Genomic DNA, 20,619 nt, shown 5'->3' with positions numbered 1-20,619 from the left:
TGAGCAAGGCGTCGTTTAAGGAGTTATCTGCTGAGACGCCAATAAACCACGAATGGCTTTCCCTCGAACTTCTCTTTCTGCTTTTTGTCCAACTCCCTCGCGCGCCGCGAGGGCATAATCCGCAGGCATGTTGTTGGAGAATTCCAATAGCCTGCTTCGCGTCTCTGACGCGGGCCGGTTCATGATAAAGGGCAATCGTGAAAACTCAGAAACGAGGGTGAAAAAGTTTGCCTTGTTCCACCAAATCGAGCCTTCCGGAATATCCAAAGACCCGATGTATTTACTCGCTAGGTTGATTGCAGCGATCACTTCATCTCTTTCGGGAAAGTTGCTGGCGCGTTCTTCGAGGTACTTACGGACTCGGTCATTCCGCTTGAAATACCCGGTCATGTACGTGCACATCAGATTCAAGGTGAACATCAGCGGGACTTTGCGATCGAATTCAAAGCTGGTGAAGATGTTTTTGGATCGCACGAGGCTGGTGTAAGGTCCCTCAGCTTGTGAAAGAAGCCACTCCCAAGTGGCCGCATCAATACCGGGATCACGACTGAAGATGTTCGCCGCCAACGGCTCCTCAGCGTCATTCTCGCTACCGACCTCGCCCAACTCGTCATCGTCTGGCGGATGGCCGACTATTTCACCGCAGAGCACGCGGGCTACGAGCATGAACTCAGACGCAGAGTATTCCGAAGCAAGTTTTTCAATAGCGGATAGAGAATAATACGTCCGGTTTAACCGGTAAAATACGTCCTTCAAGCGAGGGTCGCCCGCATCGAGATCGAAATCAATGACGGCCACTTCGTACTTGAGGAAATCTTCACGCTGCTTTTGCGTGAGCTCTCGGAAAGCCCTACCTTCAAAATCCAACTTGCCATCAACGAAGTCGCGTATTGAATTCAGCCGCTGCTGACCGTCCACAACAGCCTGGCTAGCCTCCATCGTATCGAGGTCGATCGGCCCCCGCGCAAGAAATATCTGCGGGAAAGGATACCCCCTCATAATTGTATCTATGAAGTCGCGCTTGTGTGCGTCTCGCCATACGAGGTTTCGCTGGAAATAAGGCGACAGTGTTAAGCGTGCGCTACGCATGGCCGCGACAAGATCGATTATCTCTCGCGATCGAACCGTGTATTTGAGATCGTTGAGCATGTTCAGCCTATGAGTTCTGATAGCACGGCGTCCTGCTTCCAGCAGAAGGCATATTCATTCATGTAAATTGCAAAATTGATATTCTTGAAGATGGCGGTGTGACTTCGGCTTAGCCGACCTTGAAACTCGGACCACTGTTGGCTCAGAGACGATTGCGGCATAGCGTCAACCCGAATCATACCTCGCCTTAGTATCTGATCCTTGAAGTGTTCAATACGTTGCAGGGGACGCCTTCCAAAGGGGGTAAGGTCAGTGAACGCACGAGTCGCGGACACGACGTCAATCCAAGCTCTTTGGAATAGCTCAACATCGATGCAAGCCACGTCCAGATCAGAGACACACGGTTCGAAGAATTTGTCCTTGTGAACACTGAATCCAATCTGCCCCGACCCGCAGAAACTAACCGACGAATAGGCTATGCGGAAGTAAGTCGATACTTCTGTCCTGATAGCGAATTCGCGGTGGCGCTCTTTCTGAAGGGAAGCTGCACGCTCTTCGATGAAGATGCGACGAGCACGCTGCTCCCGGTCTCTATATTGCCTCCCGATCGTCCGGACGCGATCCTTCAAATCATCAAGACTCATAAATTGCGATCTCTAAAATCAATATCTTCCCGCACCAGTCTCTCAGCTTCTATACCATGGGTTGTAAGGGATTTCTAACCTAGTTCGTCCCGCGATGCACAGGGCCTAACTATCGCGTGGCCAAAAGGCGCGGGTCTTTCGCCGCGACTGGCAGGACCCCAGCTCCACGACTGTGACGGCAAGCGTACTGCTCGTGCTATGGCAACAAGGCCTGACAGCGCAATCGCAACATGAGCGGCGGCAGCACCGCCGTTGGTGGCCCTCGGGGACATCCAAGTATCCGATCAAGAGCGCGCGTTCGCCGCCAGCATGCGCCGGCGGCGCCTTACTTCGCCCTCCCCGCCAGCCAATCCCGCCCCTCGCCGTAGAGCTTCTCGACCTCAGGTCCGGTGAGGCCCGGCATGTCGCGCTTGACCTTGTAGCCGATCAGCTCCTGCATGTAGGCGAGGTGGCGGTAGCCTTCGGGCAGCGCGGCGAGTGCTTTCTGGTCGAGTTGAAGCGTCGCGGCGGGATCGACCGGGTCGATCCGGTCCTTCTCGTAGATCGGCTGGCGGCGGACGATGCCCCATTTCCCCTGCCGCTTCTCCAGGAAATCGTAGAAGCGCCCGGTGCAGACGACGTCGCAGAGCACGTCGTGCACCAGGGCGCGCTGCGAGATCGTCATCTTGGTCTGGGCGATGGCGCGCTCGCCAGAGAGGTCGATGCTGGTGCCGCCGAGGAAATGCAGGATGCGCACGCCCTTGGCAAAACCCTCCTGGCTGACGCGCATGAAATCCCGCGCCGGCCCCTGAAACCAGGTGGCGGACATCCAGCCCTCCTCGTGCCAGACGGTCGCAAAGCGGTCCCAGTCCCCGGCATCGCGCCAGACCGCCCAGTTCTCGACGAGGTCGCGGATGGCGAGGCGATCGAGGAGTTGCTGGTCCATGGTACGTTTCTCCCGGCGGCTTGAGGCTGCGATGGATGTCGTCGGCTCGACGTATCAACGGGGCAATTGGGTTGCCGTCAAGCGCCCGGTGCTTCGCGGCCGTTCGAATTGCCCACAGCTTGAGAAACGCGGTACGAGCAGCGAGCCTTGTAATCAACCATACCGCGACTAGTATCCGCACCGATGCAGATGAAATTCCCCTTGCTTGCCGCGCTTCTCGGATTGCTGGTGACTCCCCCTTCCCATGCGCAGACGGATACGCAGAGCGAAAGTGCCCAGGCCTGGAAGGCGAAGCTGTCAGCGCACATCGCCAGGAGCGGGCTATTTCCAGTCCAGGCACTGGGGCAAACCGGTGAGGCCAGGGTCGGCTTCGTCATGGACCGGTCCGGCAAGCTGGTCTCGCGGGTACTGGCTGCGAGCACCGGCTCGCGACTGCTCGACGATGCTGCGCTGGAGATCGTCGCCCGCGCCCAACCGTTTCCGCAGCCGCCTGAGGAGTTGAAGGAAGAGACTTTCTACCTCGTAGTGCCGATTGTCTTCCACGGCCGCCAATTCCAGGTGCCGACCAACGGGCTGGTGCTGAGCACGCCGGCTTCGGGCTTCGCAGAGTCCGAGGCTATGGCCGCCTGGCGCAAGGCGGTCACCGAGCACGTCCGGCGCAACATAGTGTTCCCCCCGAAAGCGATCGGCCAGCGGGGTGATGCGGGCGTCACTTTCGTAATCGACCGTTCAGGCAAATTGATCTCGAATGCGTTGGTGGAAAGCACCGGCATCGCACCGCTCGATGCGGAGACGCTCGCGATGGTCGAGCGATCCGTGCCGTTCCCGAAACCGCCCGCCGAGGCGAAGGACGACCTGCAGAGAGTGACCGTCCTCATAGCTTTCGACGGCACGCCGCGCCCCTGGGCGGGGCCGTCACCGGAACGCGAAAAATTTCTCCAATCCTGGATCGATGACCAGGCCAGGCAGAACGCGAAATCGCCGGGGCCGAACGACGCCAAGCTGAATTCCATGCTTCGCAGCATCTGCCGGGGCTGTTGAGGCAAGAGCAAACCAGCTCTCCCACACACGAAAAAACGGCGCGCCTTGCGACGCGCCGTCTTCCTGTCCGATCGAAGCTTGCTTACGCCGCCGGGACCTTCGGCGCGCGGTTGCGCGAGTTGCGCTGGAAGAACAGCGCCTGGCTCGCCACCGCCGACACCATCGCCGGCTGGAACGGTTTCGAGATCAGGAACGCCGGCTCCGGGCGCTCGCCGGTGAGGAAGCGTTCCGGATAGGCGGTGATGAACACCACCGGCACCTCAAAGGTGCGCAGCAATTCGTTGACGGCATCGAGCCCCGACGAGCCGTCGGCGAGCTGGATGTCGGCGAGGATCAGGCCGGGCCGCTTGTTCTTGGCGAGCGCCACCGCGTCGGCATGGGTGCGCGCGACGCCGACGACATTGTGGCCGAGATTCTTCACCAGGCTCTCGAGGTCCATGGCGATGAAGGTCTCGTCCTCGATGATCAGCACGTCGGTGGCGATCTCGGCCGCCATCTCGCGTCCTGCGGCGTCCGCGAGCCGCCGGGTCTCGCCAACATCGGTGCCGAGCACGAAAGCGACTTCCTCCTCCGAAAATCCCTCGAGCGAGAGCAGCAGGAATGCCTGCCGCGGCAGCGGCGTGATGTTCGACAGCCGCCGCTCGGGCGGCATCGGCAGGGTTGTCACCTCGGCATCGTCGTTGACGGAAACCGAATTCCATATCTGGGTGAACAGCCGGAACAGGCCCGCGCGCGGCCCGCGGCTCTCGTCGAGCACCGACGGATCTCCCAGCATGGCTTCCAACATGGCTGCGACATAGGCGTCGCCCGAGGCCTGGCTGCCCGTCAGGGCGCGTGCATACCGGCGCAGCAACGGCAAGTGTTCAGCGACAAGCTGTGAACGGGACATCCCCACTCCATTCATCTTCGGGCCAACCTCAAAGAATAGGAACCACGAGGGGAGGCCCAGGTTCCCCTGCAGGGCTGATTACGCCTCAGGACAAGAAAAGTTCCGCGAGAGGGGGAACTTTTTGTCGAACCTGGAATTGTGCCTATCCAGGGAACGGCTCCCGGTTGAGAAAACTTCTCGATTTTACAGTAACTTAACTCGGGGAAACGTGGAACAGGTCATGAAAGATCTCAAGTCTCAAGCCAGCAAAAGCACGACCCCCGGCAAGGGAGGCCTCACTCCGGAGATCCAATCCCGGATCGGGCATCAACTGCGCGCCATGTACGACGATGTCGTGCGGCAAGGGGTTCCGGACCGGTTCGCGGAACTGATCAAGAAACTTGATGCGCCGGGAGGCGCACCCCAAGTGGAAACTGATGGGGGCTCCAACGACAACAACAATGGGAGGGATTAATGCCTCTCACGGAATCCCTGCGTAACGACATCCTTGCGGCCGTGCCAAGTCTGCGCGCGTTCGCGATCTCGCTCAGCGGCAATGCCGACCGCGCCGACGATCTGGTTCAGGAAACGCTGTTGCGCGCGCTTGCCAACATCGACTCCTTCCAGCCCGGCTCCAACCTGCCGGCCTGGCTGTTCACGATCCTGCGCAACCTGTTTCGCTCCGATTATCGCAAGCGGCGGCGCGAGGTCGAGGATGCCGAGGGCAATTATGCCAAAACGCTGAAGACGCAGCCTTCGCAGAACGCGCATCTGGAGTTCGAGGAGTTTCGCGGCGCGCTCGAGAAGCTTCCGCAGGACCAGCGCGAGGCCTTGATCCTGGTCGGCGCCTCCGGCTTCTCCTATGAGGACGCGGCCTCGATCTGCGGCTGCGCGGTCGGCACGATCAAGAGCCGCGTCAATCGCGCGCGCTCGAAGCTCGCCGCGCTGCTCTATGTCGACGGCGCCGAAGACTTCGGGCCCGACGAGACCGTGCGCGCCGTGATCGGCGGCAGCGGCGGATAGCGCAGCTAGCGGGTCCTCAGCAGACGTGTGAAGGCGGCCGTTCGCGCGGCCGCCTTCACGTACGTCCTCACGCCTCCACGAACGTCACGGTATCAGGCACGCTCGCGCGCGAGGTGCGGTAGCTGTTGACCTTGTGGGCGTGGTCGGCATAGCCGAACGAGATGCCGCAGACGACGCGGCGGTCGTCGGGCAAATTGAAATGGCGGCGGATCAGGCCGGAATGGCGCGCCAGCGCCGCCTGGGGAATCGTGCCGAGCCCGAGCGCCTGCGCCGCCAGCATGAAATTCGAGACATAGGCACCGCAATCGATCGCGCCGTAAATGCCGAGCGGCTCGTTGGTGTGAATGACAGCGATATGCGGCGCGCCGAAGAAATTGTAGTTCTCCAGCGCCTGCCTGGCGTAGGCGGCCTTGTCGCCGCGCGCGATGCCGAGCGTGTTGTAGAGCTGGAAGCCGCTCTCGCGGCGGCGCTCGAGATAGACGCCGACATATTCGCGCGGCGGGGTGAAATCGTAATCGTCGCCGAGGCCTTTTGAAGCCTCCGCGTAGATCGCCTTGCGAAAACGCTCCTTGGCCTCGCCGCTGGCGATGACGACCTGCCAGGGCTGGCTGTTGCACCAGGACGCGGTACGCTGCGCGGTGGTCAGCACATGCTCAATGGTGGCGCGGTCGACCTCCTCCGGCAGGAAGGCGCGGACCGAGTAGCGCTCTTTGAGGAGCTCTTCGAGCACGCCGATGCGGTCGTTTTGTTTCACTTGTGCGTCCATGAATCAGCTCGCGCTCTTCTCGTAGAGTGGGCAAAGACGCGCAAGCATCGTGCCCACCGACAGACTTACCCCGGAGCATCTGCATATGGTGGGCACGCTACGCTTTGCCCACCCTACGAGAGCCGAGGCACGGAGACATCACCGCCCCTTGGTCGGGATCTTGTTACACGGCACATCCTTGTCGACACGAATATCGCCCGGCAGTCCCAGGACGCGCTCGGCGATGATGTTGCGCAAAATCTCGTCGGTGCCGCCGGCGATGCGCATCGAGGGCGAGGACAGCAGCATCTGCTGGAACTGGCCCTGCACCGTCTCATCGTCCGTGCCGGTCAGAACACCGGCCGCGCCCTGCAGGTCCATGGCGTAGGTCGCGATGTCCTGGAGCATCATGCCGGACACCAGCTTGCCGATCGAATTCTCCGGACCCGGCCGCTCACCCTTCGACAGCGCCGAGATGGTGCGGTAGCTGGTGTATTTCAGCCCGCTCGACTTCGCCGCCCAGCTCGCAAGTTTTGAGCGCACCGCCGGATCGTCGATCGCAAGCCCGTCCTCGAGCATCAGATTCGAGCAGAACTCGAACATTTCAGGGACGCCGGTCGCGAGCCGCGCGCCGATCGACATGCGCTCGTTCATCAGGGTGGTCAGCGACACGCTCCAGCCCTCGCCGACCGCGCCGAGACGCTGGCTGTCGGGGATCACGACATCGGTGAAATAGACCTCGTTGAACTCCTGCATGCCGTTGGCCTGCTTGATCGGACGGACCTCGACGCCGGGGCTCTTCATGTCCAGGAAGAACATGGTGAGGCCCTTGTGCTTGGGCACGTTCGGATCGGTGCGCGCGATCAGGAGGCCATAGTCGGAATAATGCGCGCCCGAGGTCCAGATCTTCTGGCCGTTGACGACCCAGTTGTCGCCCTTCTTCTCCGCGCGCGTGCGCAGGCCCGCGACGTCGGAGCCGGCGGAGGGCTCGGAGAACAGCTGGCACCAGATCTCCTCGCCCGAGGCGAGCTTCGGCAAATAGCGGCGCTTGGCGTCCTCGCTGCCAAAGGCCATCACGGTCGGGCCGCACATGCCCTCGCCGATCTGGAACGGCTGCGTCAGCTTGCCGTAGACGCCTTCCTCTTGCTGCCAGATCACCCGCTCGATCGGCGTGGCGCCGCGGCCGCCATACTCCTTCGGCCAGTGCAGGCAGGACCAGTTGCCCTCGAACTTCTTCATCTGCCAGGCCTTGCCGACATCGACGATGTCGTGCTTGGCAAGCCGAATACGGCCGAGCGAGGACTTCGACAGCTCGGCATGCAGCTCCTTCGGCGCATTGGCCTCGACCCATTTGCGCGCGGTCTCGCGAAATGCGGCTTCCTGCGGGGTATCGTCGAAATTCATCTTCGAACTCTCCTCTCTCGTGCCCCGGCTCTGCGAAGCGGCGCCTAAGCGCCGCATCGCGTCCGGGACACGAACTCATCTTCCCTTCGTCGGGATCTTGTTGAACGGCACGTCCTTGTCGACACGGATATCGCCGGGCAGGCCCAGGACCCGCTCAGCGATGATGTTACGCATGATCTCGTCGGTGCCGCCTTCGACGCGCGTGCCCGGCGCACGCAGCAGCATGGCCTGGAAACGGCCGGCGAGTTCGGCATCCTCGCCGCTGACGACGCCCGCCGCGCCCTGCAAGTCCAGCGCATAGGTCGCGACATCCTGGATCATCGAGCCCGCCACCAGCTTGCCGATGGAATTTTCGGGCCCCGGCCGCTCACCCTTCGACAGCGCCGAGATCGCTCGCATGCTGGTGTACTTCAGCCCGCTCGCCTTCACCGCCCAGTTCGCCAGCTTCGAGCGCACCGCGCGATCCTCGATCGCCGGGCCGTCGTCGAGCATCAGGCTGGAGCAGTATTCGAACAGCTCCGGGAAACCGGTCGAGACGGCCGCGCCGATCGCGCTGCGCTCGTTCATCAACGTGGTCAGCGAGACGTTCCAGCCGTCGCCGACCTCGCCGAGGCGCTGATGATCGGGAATGCGGACGTTGGTGAAATAGACCTCGTTGAAGTCGGAGGCACCGCTCGCCTGCTTGATCGGCCGAACCTCGACGCCGGGGCTCTTCATGTCCAGGAAGAACATGGTGAGGCCCTTGTGCTTGGGCACGGTCGGATCGGTGCGGGTGAGCAAGATGCCGTAGTCGGAATAATGCGCGCCCGAGGTCCAGATCTTCTGGCCGTTGATGATCCAGTCGTCGCCATCCTTTTCCGCGCGGGTTCGCAGGCCCGCGACGTCGGAGCCGCCCGCGGGTTCGGAGAACAGCTGACACCAGACCTTCTCGCCGGAAGCGAGCGGCGGCAGGTAGGTGCGCTTATGCTCCTCGCGCGCGAACGCCATCATGGTCGGTCCGCACATGCCGTGGCCGATGATGAACATGCGGGACAGCTGGCCGAACGGCCCTTCCTCCTGCTGCCAGATCACGCGCTCGATCGGCGATGAGCCGCGGCCGCCATATTCCTTCGGCCAGTGCAGGCAAGCCCAGCCGGCATCGGCCTTCTTCTTCTGCCAGGCCTTCGCGACTTCGAGAATGTTGGCGTTCTTGAGCACGGTGCGGCCGAGCGAGGATTTGCGCAGCTCCTCCTCGTATTGCTTGGGCGCATTGGCGCCGATCCAGGCGCGGGCGGTGGCGCGGAATTCGGCCTCCTGCGGGGTGTCGTCGAAGTTCATGGTCTCTCATCCTTCGCCGGTGTCGTAGGATGGGTAGAGCGAAGCGAAACCCATCTTTTAGATCACCCGCGTCATGATGGGTTTCGCTACGCTCTACCCATCCTACAAATCACCAATGCTACGCCGCGTTCTTCTTCCGCATGCGGTCGATCAACTGGTCTTCCCAATAGCTGAGGCTGCCGAGCCCGAGCGCCATCGCGTTGGCGCGGCGGTAGTACATGTGGCAGTCGAACTCCCAGGTGAAACCCATGCCGCCGTGAACCTGGATGTTGTTCTTGGCGCAGTGCTGGAACGCCTGCGTCGCGCTGATGCGCGCGGCCGCGGCGGCTTCCGGCAATTCGGCCGCATTGGTCGAGAGCGCCCAGGCGCCGTAATAGCTGTTCGAGCGCGCCAGCGTCGCCGACACATACATGTCGGCTAGCATGTGCTTCACAGCCTGGAACGAGCCGATCTGACGGCCGAAGGCGATGCGGTCGAGCGCGTAGTCGCGGCCCATCTCCAGCGCACGGTCGGAGCCGCCGACCTGCTCGAAGGCGCAGAGCACCGCGGCCCGATCCAGCACCTGGGTCAGGATGCTCCAGCCTTCGCCGGCAGCGCCAAGCAGCTCGGCCTTGCAGTCTTTGAAGGTGAGCTCCGCCTGCCCGCGGGTCGGATCGAGATTGGTGAGGCTCTTGACCTCGACGCCGCCGGCCTTGAGGTCGACCAGGAACAGCGAGATGTCGTTCTCGCGCCCGCCCGATCCCGTGCGTGCGGCAACCACCGCGAGGTCGGCAATCGCGCCGTCGGCCACCGGCTTCTTGACGCCGTTGAGCACGCCATTCGCGGCCGTCAGCTTGACGTTCTTCGGCGACGGATTGCCCTTGCCCTCGAACAGCGCCAGCGTTCCGATCGCCTCGCCCGCGGCGATCGCCGGCAGCCATTTTTTCTTCTGCGCATCGCTGCCCGCGATCAGCAGCGCTTCGGCGGCGAGATAGACGGTCGAGGAGAACGGCACCGGCGCGTTCGCCCGGCCCATCTCCTCCGCGATCACACAAAGTTCGAGATGGCCGGCGCCCGCACCACCAAACTCCTCGGGGATCGCAACGCCGAGAAAGCCCATCTCGGCAAGACCCTTCCACAGCTCCTTGTCGTAAGGCGCCTTGCCGTCGAGCACCACGCGCACCGCCTTGGGCGAGCATTTTTCCGCGAGGAATTTGCGCGCCTGGTCGCGGAGCTGTTTCTGGTCGTCGGAGAAATCGAAGTTCATGGCGGGCTACCTCTTATTCATCGTTATTCAGACCGTCATTCCGGGGCGCGACGAAGTCGCGAGCCCGGAATCCATTTCACCGCGTCCCTGCGGCCCGATGGATTCCGGGCTCGCGCTACGCGCGCCCCGGAATGACCAATGGAGAAAGATGGGTTTCATTTCAGCACGATCACATCCTGGTCCGGCTTGTCCGCATAGAGCCGCTCAACCAGCGCCGCACGGCGTTCGAGGCCTGCGCGCTGGTTGATGTAGCCCTTGTCGGTGAGCTCGTTGCCGTCGATCGAGGGCGGCTCGACCATCAGCATCGCGCGCGCGATGATGCGGCTGCTGGCGCCCTCGCACTCCCGGTTGTGAGCCTCCAGCCCGCGCCTGAAGCAGGCGAGCACGTCAGGGTGCTTCACCGCATCGGCAAAACTCAAATCGGGATTGCCGACGAGCTGACGGCAGGCATGCAGGTTCGGCCAGGCCAAGAGGCCGATGAAGGCGAGATCCTGTCCCGCGACCAGTGCGTCATGTACGACGGGAGTTGCCGCCGCAATCGTGTCGGTGCGGAGCGAGCCGACATGAACGAAGGTGCCGGTGGTGAGCTTGAAGTCCTCGACGACGCGCCCCGCGAAGATGATGCCCTGCACCGGATCGGCATCGTTGACGAAAATGCCGGCATCGCCGATGCAATAAAAGCCTTCCTCGTCGAACATCTTCTTCGTCAGCTCCGGCTGCCCGAAATAGCCGGGCGTGACGTTGACGCCGCGCAGCCGCAATTCATATTTCGAGCCGCACGGCACCATCTTCAGCTCGACGCCGGGAAACGGCAGGCCGATCAGGCCGACGCGCTCGGTGTCCCAATAGGTGCCGGTCGAGGTCGGCGCGGTCTCGGTCGAACCCCAGCCGGTGTAGAACACGATGCGCTCGCCGGTGGTCTTCACCGCGAGGGCCTGCATGCGCTCGTAAAGATCGTCCGGCAACCGCGCGCCGCCATAGGCCATGATCGAGAGGTTCTTGAAGAAGGAGCGGCAGAGCGCGTCATCCTTCTCCATCGCCGCCGCAAGCGCGGCATAGCCGGCGGGAACGTTGGCGTAATAGGTCGGCGAGATCTCGTGCAGATTCCGCAGCGTCTCCTCGAACTGGCCCGGCATCGGCCGGCCGTCGTCGATATAGAGCGTGCCGCCATCGACCAGCACGGGGTGGAACGCTGCGTTGCCACCCATGGTGTGATTCCACGGCATCCAGTCCAGCATGGTCGTGACGGGACCATCAGGCATGCGCGGCCGCACCTGCATCATCATCGCCGCATTGGCGCACATCATCTCCTGCGTGTTGATGACGGCCTTGGGCATGCCGGTCGAGCCCGACGTGAACAGCAGCTTGCCGACCGTCTGCGGCGTGATTTTTGCGATCGACTCCTCGACGTCCTTCGTCACCGGCGTCGCCGCGAGATCGGCAAAACTCACGCTCTTGACCCCATCGCAGGGCCGCGCGACATGAACCACGGTGACATCGCTGAGGTCGATCGCTCTCAGCGCCCTCTCGAAGGTCGGACCGTCCTGCACCATCACCACGGCCGGCTTGATCAGGTCGAACAGATACTTCAGCTTGACGTGATCGTGGCTCATCAGCGAGTAGGCCGGCGACACTGGAGCCGCCGGGACGCGCGCCTGCATCGCGGCCTGCGTCATCAGCGCATGCTCGATCGAGTTGCCGGAGAGGATCGTGACCGGGCGCCCCTCCAGCTTGAGATTGAGCAAGCCTTGCGTCAGCGCATCGACCGTGCGCTTGGCTTCGGCGTAGGAGACTTTTCGCCATTCACGGTTCGGACCGCCGCGCTGGGCAAGCCAGATGCGCTCGGGCGCTTCCTTCGCCCACTTTGCCAGCGACGCCGGGATGTGCGTCTCGTAAGCCTGCAGCGGAATGCGCGACCTCAGCACCACCGTGCCGTCGGCACGGCGCTCGACGTCGATGTCGCGCTCGAGCCACTCGACCTTGCGAAAGGCGGGCTTCGTCATCATCGCCGCCGCCGCCGCGCTTCCACTCATTTTGCGTCTCCCGGAATTACCGTCCTTTGCGGATCTTCGTCGTTCAGCGCTTGATATAGACAGGCTTTCGCCTCTCAAGGAAGGCCCTGATGCCTTCCGAAAATTCCTCGGAGCGGCTGCACAGGACCTGGTTGCGATCCTCCATCGCGATCGCAGCTTCCAGCGAACCGGCATCGACGCTCATGTTGAGACATTCCTTTGACAGACGCAGCCCCACGGGCGACGCCGTCATCATCGCGTCGACATAAGGCTCGGCCGCTGCATCGAGCTTGTCTTCATCGACGACCTCGGAGACAAGGCCGACCGCGAGCGCGCGCTCGGCACCGATGAAGCGTCCGGTGAGGATCAGCTCGGAGGCGACGGAGACGCCGACGAGCCGCGGCAGAAAATAGCTGGTGCCGATGTCGCAGCCGCCAAGGCCGAGCTTGATGAAGGCGCAATTCATCCGCGCCGACTTCGTCGCGATGCGGATGTCGGAGGCGAGCGCCAGCGCAAAGCCGCCGCCGGCTGCCGCGCCCTGCACCAACGCCAGGATCGGCTGCGGGCAGCGACGCATCAACATCACGATGTCGGCAATGCGGCGCTGCGAGTCCAGCGACTCCGTGACCCCGGGCGGCTCCTGCTGCCCGGCACGGCGCGCCATCGCCGCCTTGAGGTCGAGGCCCGCGCAAAAATTCTTGCCGGCGCCGCGCAGCACGACGACGCGTGTGTCACGGTTGCGCTGGAGACCCTGGAAATAAACGTTGAGCGCATCGATCAGCGCAGGATCGAGTGCGTTGAGACTGTCAGGGCGATTGAGCGTCACCCGGTCGACGCCGTCGTGATGCTCGATCAGCAGCGGTTGGGACATGGGGCGCTCCTGCATCCGCTCTTTGAGTGGCGGTTATTGCGCCCTCTCCCCTTGTGGGAGAGGGCATGTACGTCGCTGACCAAGAACTCGCTTGGGTGAGGGGTCTGTCTCCGCGGAGAGAACCCCTCATCCGGCGCCTTAGCCGATGCAAAGCATCGGCGTTCCTATGAACGGCGGCCGAGGGCCGCCTATGCCACCTTCTCCCACAAGGGGAGAAGGAAGAAAGTGCTTACCGCGGCGCCATGCGAATGGCGCCGTCAAGACGGATGGTCTCGCCGTTCAGCATCGGGTTCTCGACGATGTGCACCGCGAGCATGCCGTACTCGTTGGCATCACCAAGCCGGGAAGGATGCGGCACCTGGGCCCCTAAGCTCTTGCGGGCTTCTTCGTTCAATCCCATCAGCAGCGGCGTGAAGAACAGGCCGGGCGCGATGGTGTTGACGCGGATCTTCTGGCTCGCGAGGTCGCGCGCGGCCGGCAGCGTGAGGCCGACGACACCACCCTTCGACGCCGAATAGGCGATCTGGCCGATCTGGCCCTCGTAAGCGGCAACCGACGCCGTGTTGATGATGACGCCGCGCTCTTCGCCGACCGGCTCAATGGTGACGAGGCGCTCGGCGAACAGCCGCAGGCAGTTGAAGGTACCGATCAAATTGACGTTGATGATGCGCGCGAACTTCTCCAGCGGATAGACGCCGTCGCGACCGACGATGCGCTGCGAACCGCCGATGCCGGCGCAGTTCATCAGCACGCGCGCAACACCGTGCGCGGCCTCTGCTTTCGCGATCGCCGCCTTGATCTGCTCCTCGCTGGTGACGTCGGCATGCAGCGCGACACCCTTCACCTCAGTGGCGACCTTCTCGGCGTTTTCCCTGTTCTGATCGATCACACCGATCTTGGCGCCCTTGGCGGCCATGGCGCGGGCGGTCGCTTCACCGAGACCCGAACCACCGCCGGTGATGAGAACGGCTACGTCTTTCAACTCCATCGCAATCTACCTTTCCTTGGGCGTTTCTTCTCTAGACTTGAGAGTGATGGCCGGACTATCCGGCAGCGGCAGCTTCCCCGGCTTGCGTGAGGATGCCGCCACAGATCAGCGTTTCCATGTGCTTGATGTATTGCCGGCAGACTTCGTCGGTGACCGGGCCGACGCCGGTCGCGCGGGACATCGCGTGCCGGCCGAAGAACAGGTGGTCGCAGGCGCCGATCAGGCTGGTGTAGAACAGCACCGGATCGGTCTTGCGGAATTCGCCGCTGCTCTCGCCTTCGGCGAGCAGACGGCGGTGAAAATCGAGCAGCGGTGCGACGAAGAATTTCGAGACTTCGTCGGCGGCTCCCGCATTGGTCTCGTGCAGGAGATAATGGATCAGCCGGTTCATGTAGGGGAACCGGTAATAGGCGCGGATGATGCCGCCGATATGCAGCTTCAGCTTCGCCGTCGCCGTGATCGGCTGCGCCAGCAGATATTCGAGATTGGACAGCTCCGTCGCCGCGTTGCGCTCGAGCAACGCCAGCAGCAGGCCGTCCTTGTTGCCGAAGTGATATTTGACCAGCGCGGCGTTCGCGCCGGATTTCTGGGCGATGTCGGACAGCGAGATCTCGATCGAGGAGCGTTCGATCATCAGCTCGCTGGCGGCCACGAGCAATTTCTCTGCCGTGGAATTTTTTCCGCTCGGGAGCCTGTTCGGTACGCTGGTAGCCACGGAAATCCCTGTTTGGCCGCTGGAAGCGGGGCGCAGATAAGCCCATGCAGCGCCTCATCACAAGAGTTAATTGATCGATTGACTAAACGATATCCCGCCCCTTAAATCCGCCCCCGACAACCCAATTCAGAACAATCCAGGGAGAGACCGAAATGGCCGAGGCTTACATCGTCGCCGCTGCGCGTACCGCCGGCGGGCGCAAGGGGGGCCGCCTCGCCGGCTGGCATCCGGCCGATCTCGCCGCCAAGGTGCTGGACGAGCTGGTCGACCGCAGCAAGGTCGATCCCGCCCAGGTCGAGGACGTGATCATGGGCTGCGTGATGCAGGTCGGCGAACAGTCCAACAACGTCGCGCGCAACGCGATCATGGCCTCGAAGCTGCCGGAGAGCGTGCCGGGCACCTCGATCGACCGCCAGTGCGGCTCCTCGCAGCAGGCGCTGCACTTCGCAGCCCAGGCCGTGATGTCCGGCACCATGGACGTCGTGATCGCCGCGGGCGTGGAATCCATGACGCGCGTACCGATGGGCCTGTCGTCGCAGCTTCCGGCCAAGAACGGCTTTGGCAATTACAAGAGCCCGGGCATCGAGAAGAAATATCCGAACATCGTGTTCAGCCAGTTCACCGGCGCGGAGATGATGGCGGAGCGGTATGGCCTCTCCAAGGACGAGCTCGACGAATACTCCTATAACAGCCATCAGCGCGCGATCGCGGCGACGCAAGCCGGTCACTTCAAGAAGGAGATCGTGCCGCTCGAGATCACCCGCGCCGACGGCAGCAAGGACATCCACCACATCGATGAAGGCATCCGCTTCGACGCCACGATCGAAGGCATCAAGGGCGTCAAGCTGATCGCCGAGAACGGCAAGCTGACGGCGGCCAGCGCCAGCCAGATCTGCGACGGCGCCTCCGGCGTCTTGGTGGTGAACGAGAAGGGCCTGAAGCAGCTCGGCGTCAAGCCGCTCGCGCGCATCCATCACATGACCATGATGGGCGGCGACCCCGTCATCATGCTGGATGCGCCGCTGCACGCCACCAAGCGGGCGCTGGAGAAGGCCGGCATGAAGATCGGCGACATCGACCTGTTCGAGGTCAATGAAGCCTTCGCCTCGGTGCCGACCGCATGGCTGAAGACCACCGGCGCCGACCCGGAGCGTCTCAACGTCAACGGCGGCGCCATCGCGCTCGGCCATCCCCTCGGTGGCTCCGGCACCAAGCTGATGACCACGCTGATCCACGCCCTGCACCAGCGCGGCAAGCGCTATGGCCTGCAGACCATGTGCGAAGGCGGCGGCATGGCGAATGTGACGATCGTGGAGCGGCTGTAGGCCTCTTCCACACAGATGGTGTCGTCCCGGACAAGCGCGCGCAGATCCGGGACCCATAACCACAGGAGTCCGTGGTTATGCTGCGCCGGAACCCCATCTCGTTTCAACAGTCGAGGCCTGTGGTTATGGATCCCGGCTTTCGCCGGGATGACACCTTTTTTGTTGTGAGACCTTCGCGATGACCCATCCGTCCGTCTACGCCAAGACCGCTCCGAACAAGATCGCCTATCAGATGGCGGGCACCGGCAAGGCGATCACCTATCGCGAGCTCGACGAGCTCTCGAACCAGGGCGCGCATCTCTTCCGCTCGCTGGGGCTGAAGGCCGGCGACCACATCGCGCTGCTGATGGAGAACCGCCTCGCCTTCATGGAGCTCTGTTGGGCGGCACAACGCAGCGGGCTCTATTACACCGCGATCAGCCGCTACCTGAAGCAGGACGAGATCGACTACATCATCGGTGATTGCGGCGCCAAGGTCGTGATCACCACGCCGAAATGCGCCGACCAGATCAAGGCGCTGATCAAGGGCGCGCCCGGCGAGCCGATCTTCTACATGATGGACGAGCCGCTGCCCGGCTTCCGCTCCTACGACAAGGAAGCCGCCGCGCAGCCGACCACGCCGATCGCGGACGAGGTCGCCGGCTACGACATGCTGTATTCGTCAGGAACGACCGGCCGGCCAAAGGGCATCAAGAAGGCGTTCGAGGGCAACAGGATCGACGTGCCGAACGCGTTCCTGCGTGTGCTCTGCGCCGACATGTGCGGCATGAACACGGAGAGCACCTATCTCTCGCCGGCGCCGCTCTATCACGCGGCTCCCTTGCGCTTCAACATGATGGCCATCGTGCTCGGCGGCACCTCCATCATCATGGAGCATTTCGACGCCGAAGAATTCCTCAAGCTGGTCGAGAAGTATGAGGTCACGCAGTCGCAGCTGGTGCCGACCATGTTCGTGCGCATGCTGAAGCTGCCGGACGAGGTTCGCAACCGATACAATGTCTCGACGCTGAAAGGCGCGATCCACGCCGCCGCCCCCTGCCCGGTCGACGTGAAAGCAAAAATGATCGAATGGTGGGGCCCGATCCTGATCGAGTATTACGCGGGATCGGAAGGTAACGGCGTCACCGTGTGCAACTCCAGGGAATGGCTGGAGCATCGCGGCAGCGTCGGCCGCGCCGTGGTCGGCAAGATCAAGATTCTGGACGAGAACGACGAGGAGCAGCCGGTCGGCGAGATCGGCACGGTCTATTTCGCCGATGCGCCCGCCTTCACCTATCACAACGACCCTGAAAAGACGAAGAAGGCCTACAACGCCAAGGGCTGGTCGACGCTCGGCGATGTCGGCTATCTCGACGAGGACGGTTTCCTCTTCCTCACCGACCGCAAGTCCTACATGATCATCTCGGGCGGGGTGAACATCTACCCGCAGGAGACCGAGGACGTGCTCATCACGCACCCCGAGGTCGCCGACGTCGCCGTGTTCGGCGCGCCGAACGAGGAGATGGGCGAAGAGGTGAAGGCGGTGGTGCAGCCGCACGACATGAAGCGCGCCGGCAAGGCGCTGGAGGCCGAGCTGATCGCGTTCTGCAAGACGCGGCTTTCAGCGATCAAGTGCCCGCGCTCGATCGATTTCGAAGCCGAGCTGCCGCGCACGCCGACCGGCAAGCTGGTGAAGCGGCATCTGCGCGACAAATATTGGCCGAAGACGGCGGCGAAGATTTAGGACGGGATCCGTAGGGTGGGCAAAGGCGCGAAGCGTCGTGCCCACCACCTGTCCATGTTACGATCGGTTTGGTGGGCACGCTTCGCTTTGCCCACCCTACGAAAACAGCGCAAGCCCTCTCAATCAAACAGACTCGGCGTGTGGTTCACCAGCGCGCCCTCGATCTCCAGCATCTTCAGCTTCGTCACCACGCCGCCATTCGCCGAGAAGCCGCCGGGCTTGTTGCCGGCCGCCAGCACGCGGTGGCAGGGCACGACGATCGGGCACGGGTTGCGGCCGAGCGCCTGGCCAACGTCGCGCGATAGCTGGACGCCGCCGAGTTGTTTTGCGATGTCACCATAGGTGATGGTCTTACCCGGCGGGATGGCGCGGGCGATTTCGTAGACGCCGCGGTTGAACTCAGGCACGCCATCGAGATCGAGCGGGATGTCGGTGAGATCGTCAGGCTCGCCCGCGAGCAGGTTGACGATGCGATCGATGGCCTGCTGCACCTCGGGCGTCGGCTCGGCTTCGGTAGCATCGGCATGGCGCTGGCTGATGCGGGTGCGGATCTTCTCCTCGCCGCCCATCGGCAATTGCGTGCCGTTGATGCCGCGCGGGCCCCAGGTGATGGCGCAGAGGCCGATCCTGGTGTCGAACAGGGCAAAATGCTGGTCGGTCATGGCTTGGTTCCTGAGCTTGCGTCCTTGTCGCATGCCCCCAATGTGATCTCCGCCTAAATCTAGGCTTGGAAATAGTTGCGATCCACCCGGTTTCCGGGAATCTTGCACAGGAGTTCCGCCCTCTTCCCGCGAGCCCAGAATGCAAAGCCTCCACGTCAACGGTTACGACATGCCCTATCTCGACGTGGGCGAAGACAGAGGCCGCGCGCCGCTGGTCTGTGTGCATGGATCGCTGAACGACTTCCGCGTCTGGGGCTGCGTGCTTGGGCCGCTGACGCAGCGGTGCCGCGTGATCGCCGTCAGCCTGCGGCACTTCTTCCCGGACCGCTGGAACGGTGTGGGCGACACCTATTCGATCGCCCAGCATGTCGACGACGTCATCGCCTTCATCGAAAAGCTCGATCTCGGCCCGGTCGATTTGATGGGCCATTCGCGCGGCGGGCACATCTGCTTTCGCGTGGCGCAGCGCCGGCCGGATCTGCTCCGGCGGCTGATCCTGGCCGAGCCCGGCGGCGAGCTCGATGCCAGCCTCGATCCCGATTACGTCGGCGGCCCCTCGCCGCTGCTGGCGCGCTTCACGGCTTCGGCCGAGAAGATCGCGGCCGGCGATGTCGACGGCGGCCTCGCCGTCTTCGTGGACACGCTGGAGGGCGCCGGCACCTGGCCGCGGCTGCCGGCGATGGTGAAACAGAATCTGCGCGACAACGCCTACACACTGATCGGGCAGGTCCGCGACAATCGCCCGCCGTTCTCGAAGGCGGATGCGGAAGCGATCAAGATGCCGACACTGTTCATCCTGGGCGCGCGGACCAAGGGCCTGCTGCCGAAGGTGCTGCATGCGCTCGCGGCACATGTGCCCTACTCCAAGACGGCAATCATCCCGAACGCGACGCATCCGATGTTCGAGCAGGCGCCGCAGAAATACTCCGAAGTGGTCCTGGATTTTCTGGCGAGCTGACCATGCAGAGCTTTCACGTCAACGGTTACGACATGGCCTATCTCGAACTCGGAGACGGCCCGCCGCTGGTCTGCGTACACGGCACGCTCGGGGACTTCCGCACCTGGTATTCGGTGCTCGGCCCGCTGTCGAAGGACCATCGGGTGATCTCGGTCAGCCTGCGGCATTTCTTTCCCGAGCATTGGGACGCCGTCGGCGACGACTACAAGATGGCCCAGCACGTCTCGGACACGATCGCTTTCATCGAGCAGATCAAGCCCGGCCCGGTCGACCTGATGGGCCATTCGCGCGGCGGCCACATCGCGTTTCGCGTCGCGCAGGCGCGACCTGATCTGCTGCGCAAACTAGTGCTGGCCGAGCCGGGCGGCGATCTCGACGCCAGCCTGCCGGTACCCGAAGGCACGCCCGCGCATCCGCCGCTGGCGGCGCGGACAGTACGCTCGGTCGAGATGGTCCGCGCCGGCGACCTCGAGGGCGCGCTGCAGAACTTCTACGAGGGCATCGAGGGCGACGGCTCCTGGCGGCGCGTGCCGGCGGCAGCGAAACAGCAACTGCGCGACAACGCGCTCACCTTCCTCGGCCAGATCAACGAACAGCGCCGGCCCTATACGCTCAGCGATGCGCAGGCGATCAGGACGCCGACGCTGCTGATCGGTGGCGGCGCCACCACCGGCAGCCTCTCGGTGCTATGGCGCGTGCTGGCCGCGCACATCGCGGGCGCCAGGACGGCGGTGATCGCCAATGCCGGCCACTGGATGTTCGAGCAGGCACCGCTAGAGTTCGGCGAGGTGGTGAACAGGTTCCTGGCGGAGTAGGTCTCTTCCTTCTCCCCTTGTGGGAGAAGGTGGCGCGAAGCGCCGGATGAGGGGTTCTTTCCACGTTCACATCTGCAAGCGAATCTGCGGAGAAATACCCCTCACCCAAGTGAGTTTGTGTCTCCTCGCGGTGCTGCCCTCTCCCACAAAGGGGCCTGTTGCGTAATCCGTCAGTTGTGATTCCCTAGGGCAGAGCCTTGGAGGGTAGCGATGGCGGTTAAGCGGACAGGACAGCCGAGCTTTGTGGA

Annotated in this window: 19 protein-coding genes; 7 read left to right on the top strand and 12 right to left on the bottom strand. The window is 63.0% G+C overall.

Annotated features, from left to right (window positions below; all coding sequences use genetic code 11):
- Positions 1-15: 15 nt before the first annotated feature.
- Both JQ635_RS36375 and JQ635_RS36370 read right to left on the bottom strand, forming a co-directional pair.
- Positions 16-1,149 (bottom strand): DUF262 domain-containing protein, encoded by a 1,134-nt coding sequence (locus tag JQ635_RS36375; RefSeq protein ID WP_211414581.1) that lies wholly within the window; start codon positions 1,147-1,149, stop codon positions 16-18.
- A gap of 909 nt (positions 1,150-2,058) precedes the next feature.
- Complete coding sequence (locus tag JQ635_RS36370; protein WP_211414580.1) at positions 2,059-2,658, bottom strand: nuclear transport factor 2 family protein; 600 nt, start codon at positions 2,656-2,658, stop codon at positions 2,059-2,061.
- A 183-nt stretch (positions 2,659-2,841) separates the two neighbouring features.
- Here JQ635_RS36370 and JQ635_RS36365 point away from each other — a divergent pair, with 183 nt between their 5' ends.
- Entirely contained in the window at positions 2,842-3,699 is an 858-nt protein-coding gene (locus JQ635_RS36365; RefSeq protein ID WP_211414579.1) for an energy transducer TonB family protein, read from the top strand.
- Positions 3,700-3,781: 82 nt separating this feature from the next.
- Here JQ635_RS36365 and JQ635_RS36360 read toward each other — a convergent pair whose 3' ends face one another.
- Positions 3,782-4,588, bottom strand: coding sequence for a response regulator (locus tag JQ635_RS36360; protein WP_211414578.1), 807 nt, complete (start codon positions 4,586-4,588; stop codon positions 3,782-3,784).
- A gap of 220 nt (positions 4,589-4,808) precedes the next feature.
- On the opposite strand from JQ635_RS36360, the gene JQ635_RS36355 reads away from it, so the two are divergent.
- Both JQ635_RS36355 and JQ635_RS36350 read left to right on the top strand, forming a co-directional pair.
- Positions 4,809-5,042: a NepR family anti-sigma factor gene (locus JQ635_RS36355; protein ID WP_080135209.1), complete on the top strand. Its 234-nt coding sequence runs from the start codon at positions 4,809-4,811 to the stop codon at positions 5,040-5,042.
- Positions 5,042-5,590 (top strand): sigma-70 family RNA polymerase sigma factor, encoded by a 549-nt coding sequence (locus tag JQ635_RS36350; protein ID WP_018646832.1) that lies wholly within the window; start codon positions 5,042-5,044, stop codon positions 5,588-5,590. The genes JQ635_RS36355 and JQ635_RS36350 overlap by 1 nt, the downstream gene beginning before the upstream one ends.
- 67 nt (positions 5,591-5,657) lie before the next feature.
- On the opposite strand, the gene JQ635_RS36345 is transcribed toward JQ635_RS36350, so the two are convergent.
- The 8 genes from JQ635_RS36345 to JQ635_RS36310 form a co-directional block, all read right to left on the bottom strand.
- Positions 5,658-6,356, bottom strand: a complete 699-nt coding sequence (locus JQ635_RS36345) for a nitroreductase (protein ID WP_211414577.1) — start codon at positions 6,354-6,356, stop codon at positions 5,658-5,660.
- Positions 6,357-6,494: 138 nt separating this feature from the next.
- A complete protein-coding gene (locus tag JQ635_RS36340) occupies positions 6,495-7,739 on the bottom strand; it encodes an acyl-CoA dehydrogenase (RefSeq protein WP_211414576.1) in 1,245 nt (414 codons plus the stop codon).
- 75 nt (positions 7,740-7,814) lie between these two features.
- The gene (locus tag JQ635_RS36335; RefSeq protein WP_211414575.1) at positions 7,815-9,056 is read right to left on the bottom strand and encodes an acyl-CoA dehydrogenase; all 1,242 of its coding nucleotides are present in this window, start codon (positions 9,054-9,056) and stop codon (positions 7,815-7,817) included.
- 118 nt (positions 9,057-9,174) lie between these two features.
- Positions 9,175-10,302: an acyl-CoA dehydrogenase family protein gene (locus tag JQ635_RS36330; RefSeq protein WP_211414574.1), complete on the bottom strand. Its 1,128-nt coding sequence runs from the start codon at positions 10,300-10,302 to the stop codon at positions 9,175-9,177.
- Positions 10,303-10,457: 155 nt separating this feature from the next.
- Complete coding sequence (locus tag JQ635_RS36325) at positions 10,458-12,335, bottom strand: AMP-binding protein (RefSeq protein ID WP_211414573.1); 1,878 nt, start codon at positions 12,333-12,335, stop codon at positions 10,458-10,460.
- Positions 12,336-12,378: 43 nt separating this feature from the next.
- Positions 12,379-13,185 carry an enoyl-CoA hydratase/isomerase family protein gene (locus JQ635_RS36320; protein ID WP_211414572.1) on the bottom strand — a complete coding sequence of 269 codons (807 nt, stop codon included), beginning with the start codon at positions 13,183-13,185 and terminating at the stop codon, positions 12,379-12,381.
- Positions 13,186-13,414: 229 nt separating this feature from the next.
- On the bottom strand, positions 13,415-14,173 hold the full coding sequence (locus tag JQ635_RS36315) for an SDR family NAD(P)-dependent oxidoreductase (RefSeq protein ID WP_211414571.1): 759 nt from the start codon (positions 14,171-14,173) through the stop codon (positions 13,415-13,417).
- 55 nt (positions 14,174-14,228) lie between these two features.
- Positions 14,229-14,831: a TetR family transcriptional regulator gene (locus JQ635_RS36310; RefSeq protein ID WP_246584002.1), complete on the bottom strand. Its 603-nt coding sequence runs from the start codon at positions 14,829-14,831 to the stop codon at positions 14,229-14,231.
- Between the two features lie 209 nt (positions 14,832-15,040).
- Between JQ635_RS36310 and JQ635_RS36305 the strand changes: the two genes are divergently transcribed.
- Both JQ635_RS36305 and JQ635_RS36300 read left to right on the top strand, forming a co-directional pair.
- Entirely contained in the window at positions 15,041-16,213 is a 1,173-nt protein-coding gene (locus JQ635_RS36305; RefSeq protein WP_211414569.1) for an acetyl-CoA C-acetyltransferase, read from the top strand.
- Between the two features lie 178 nt (positions 16,214-16,391).
- A complete protein-coding gene (locus JQ635_RS36300; RefSeq protein WP_211414568.1) occupies positions 16,392-17,936 on the top strand; it encodes an acyl-CoA synthetase in 1,545 nt (514 codons plus the stop codon).
- 119 nt (positions 17,937-18,055) lie between these two features.
- On the opposite strand, the gene JQ635_RS36295 is transcribed toward JQ635_RS36300, so the two are convergent.
- Positions 18,056-18,598, bottom strand: coding sequence for a methylated-DNA--[protein]-cysteine S-methyltransferase (locus JQ635_RS36295; protein WP_211414567.1), 543 nt, complete (start codon positions 18,596-18,598; stop codon positions 18,056-18,058).
- 139 nt (positions 18,599-18,737) lie between these two features.
- On the opposite strand from JQ635_RS36295, the gene JQ635_RS36290 reads away from it, so the two are divergent.
- Together JQ635_RS36290 and JQ635_RS36285 are read left to right on the top strand one after the other, a co-directional pair.
- A complete protein-coding gene (locus tag JQ635_RS36290; protein ID WP_211414566.1) occupies positions 18,738-19,556 on the top strand; it encodes an alpha/beta fold hydrolase in 819 nt (272 codons plus the stop codon).
- A gap of 2 nt (positions 19,557-19,558) precedes the next feature.
- Positions 19,559-20,371: an alpha/beta fold hydrolase gene (locus JQ635_RS36285; protein ID WP_211414565.1), complete on the top strand. Its 813-nt coding sequence runs from the start codon at positions 19,559-19,561 to the stop codon at positions 20,369-20,371.
- Positions 20,372-20,619: the final 248 nt, after the last annotated feature.

Origin of the sequence: Bradyrhizobium iriomotense (genome assembly GCF_018130765.1) — a bacterium.
Classification (GTDB): domain Bacteria; phylum Pseudomonadota; class Alphaproteobacteria; order Rhizobiales; family Xanthobacteraceae; genus Bradyrhizobium; species Bradyrhizobium iriomotense_A.
This window is presented reverse-complemented; position numbering and strand designations above follow the sequence as displayed.

What these genes read in the sequence shown, in the direction of transcription:
- JQ635_RS36375 (WP_211414581.1), bottom strand. Translation starts at nt 1,149, where the DNA reads ATGCTCAACGATCTCAAATACACGGTTCGATCGCGAGAGATAATCGAT.
- JQ635_RS36370 (WP_211414580.1), bottom strand. Translation starts at nt 2,658, where the DNA reads ATGGACCAGCAACTCCTCGATCGCCTCGCCATCCGCGACCTCGTCGAG.
- JQ635_RS36365 (WP_211414579.1), top strand. Translation starts at nt 2,842, where the DNA reads ATGCAGATGAAATTCCCCTTGCTTGCCGCGCTTCTCGGATTGCTGGTG.
- JQ635_RS36360 (WP_211414578.1), bottom strand. Translation starts at nt 4,588, where the DNA reads ATGTCCCGTTCACAGCTTGTCGCTGAACACTTGCCGTTGCTGCGCCGG.
- JQ635_RS36355 (WP_080135209.1), top strand. Translation starts at nt 4,809, where the DNA reads ATGAAAGATCTCAAGTCTCAAGCCAGCAAAAGCACGACCCCCGGCAAG.
- JQ635_RS36350 (WP_018646832.1), top strand. Translation starts at nt 5,042, where the DNA reads ATGCCTCTCACGGAATCCCTGCGTAACGACATCCTTGCGGCCGTGCCA.
- JQ635_RS36345 (WP_211414577.1), bottom strand. Translation starts at nt 6,356, where the DNA reads ATGGACGCACAAGTGAAACAAAACGACCGCATCGGCGTGCTCGAAGAG.
- JQ635_RS36340 (WP_211414576.1), bottom strand. Translation starts at nt 7,739, where the DNA reads ATGAATTTCGACGATACCCCGCAGGAAGCCGCATTTCGCGAGACCGCG.
- JQ635_RS36335 (WP_211414575.1), bottom strand. Translation starts at nt 9,056, where the DNA reads ATGAACTTCGACGACACCCCGCAGGAGGCCGAATTCCGCGCCACCGCC.
- JQ635_RS36330 (WP_211414574.1), bottom strand. Translation starts at nt 10,302, where the DNA reads ATGAACTTCGATTTCTCCGACGACCAGAAACAGCTCCGCGACCAGGCG.
- JQ635_RS36325 (WP_211414573.1), bottom strand. Translation starts at nt 12,335, where the DNA reads ATGAGTGGAAGCGCGGCGGCGGCGGCGATGATGACGAAGCCCGCCTTT.
- JQ635_RS36320 (WP_211414572.1), bottom strand. Translation starts at nt 13,185, where the DNA reads ATGTCCCAACCGCTGCTGATCGAGCATCACGACGGCGTCGACCGGGTG.
- JQ635_RS36315 (WP_211414571.1), bottom strand. Translation starts at nt 14,173, where the DNA reads ATGGAGTTGAAAGACGTAGCCGTTCTCATCACCGGCGGTGGTTCGGGT.
- JQ635_RS36305 (WP_211414569.1), top strand. Translation starts at nt 15,041, where the DNA reads ATGGCCGAGGCTTACATCGTCGCCGCTGCGCGTACCGCCGGCGGGCGC.
- JQ635_RS36300 (WP_211414568.1), top strand. Translation starts at nt 16,392, where the DNA reads ATGACCCATCCGTCCGTCTACGCCAAGACCGCTCCGAACAAGATCGCC.
- JQ635_RS36295 (WP_211414567.1), bottom strand. Translation starts at nt 18,598, where the DNA reads ATGACCGACCAGCATTTTGCCCTGTTCGACACCAGGATCGGCCTCTGC.
- JQ635_RS36290 (WP_211414566.1), top strand. Translation starts at nt 18,738, where the DNA reads ATGCAAAGCCTCCACGTCAACGGTTACGACATGCCCTATCTCGACGTG.
- JQ635_RS36285 (WP_211414565.1), top strand. Translation starts at nt 19,559, where the DNA reads ATGCAGAGCTTTCACGTCAACGGTTACGACATGGCCTATCTCGAACTC.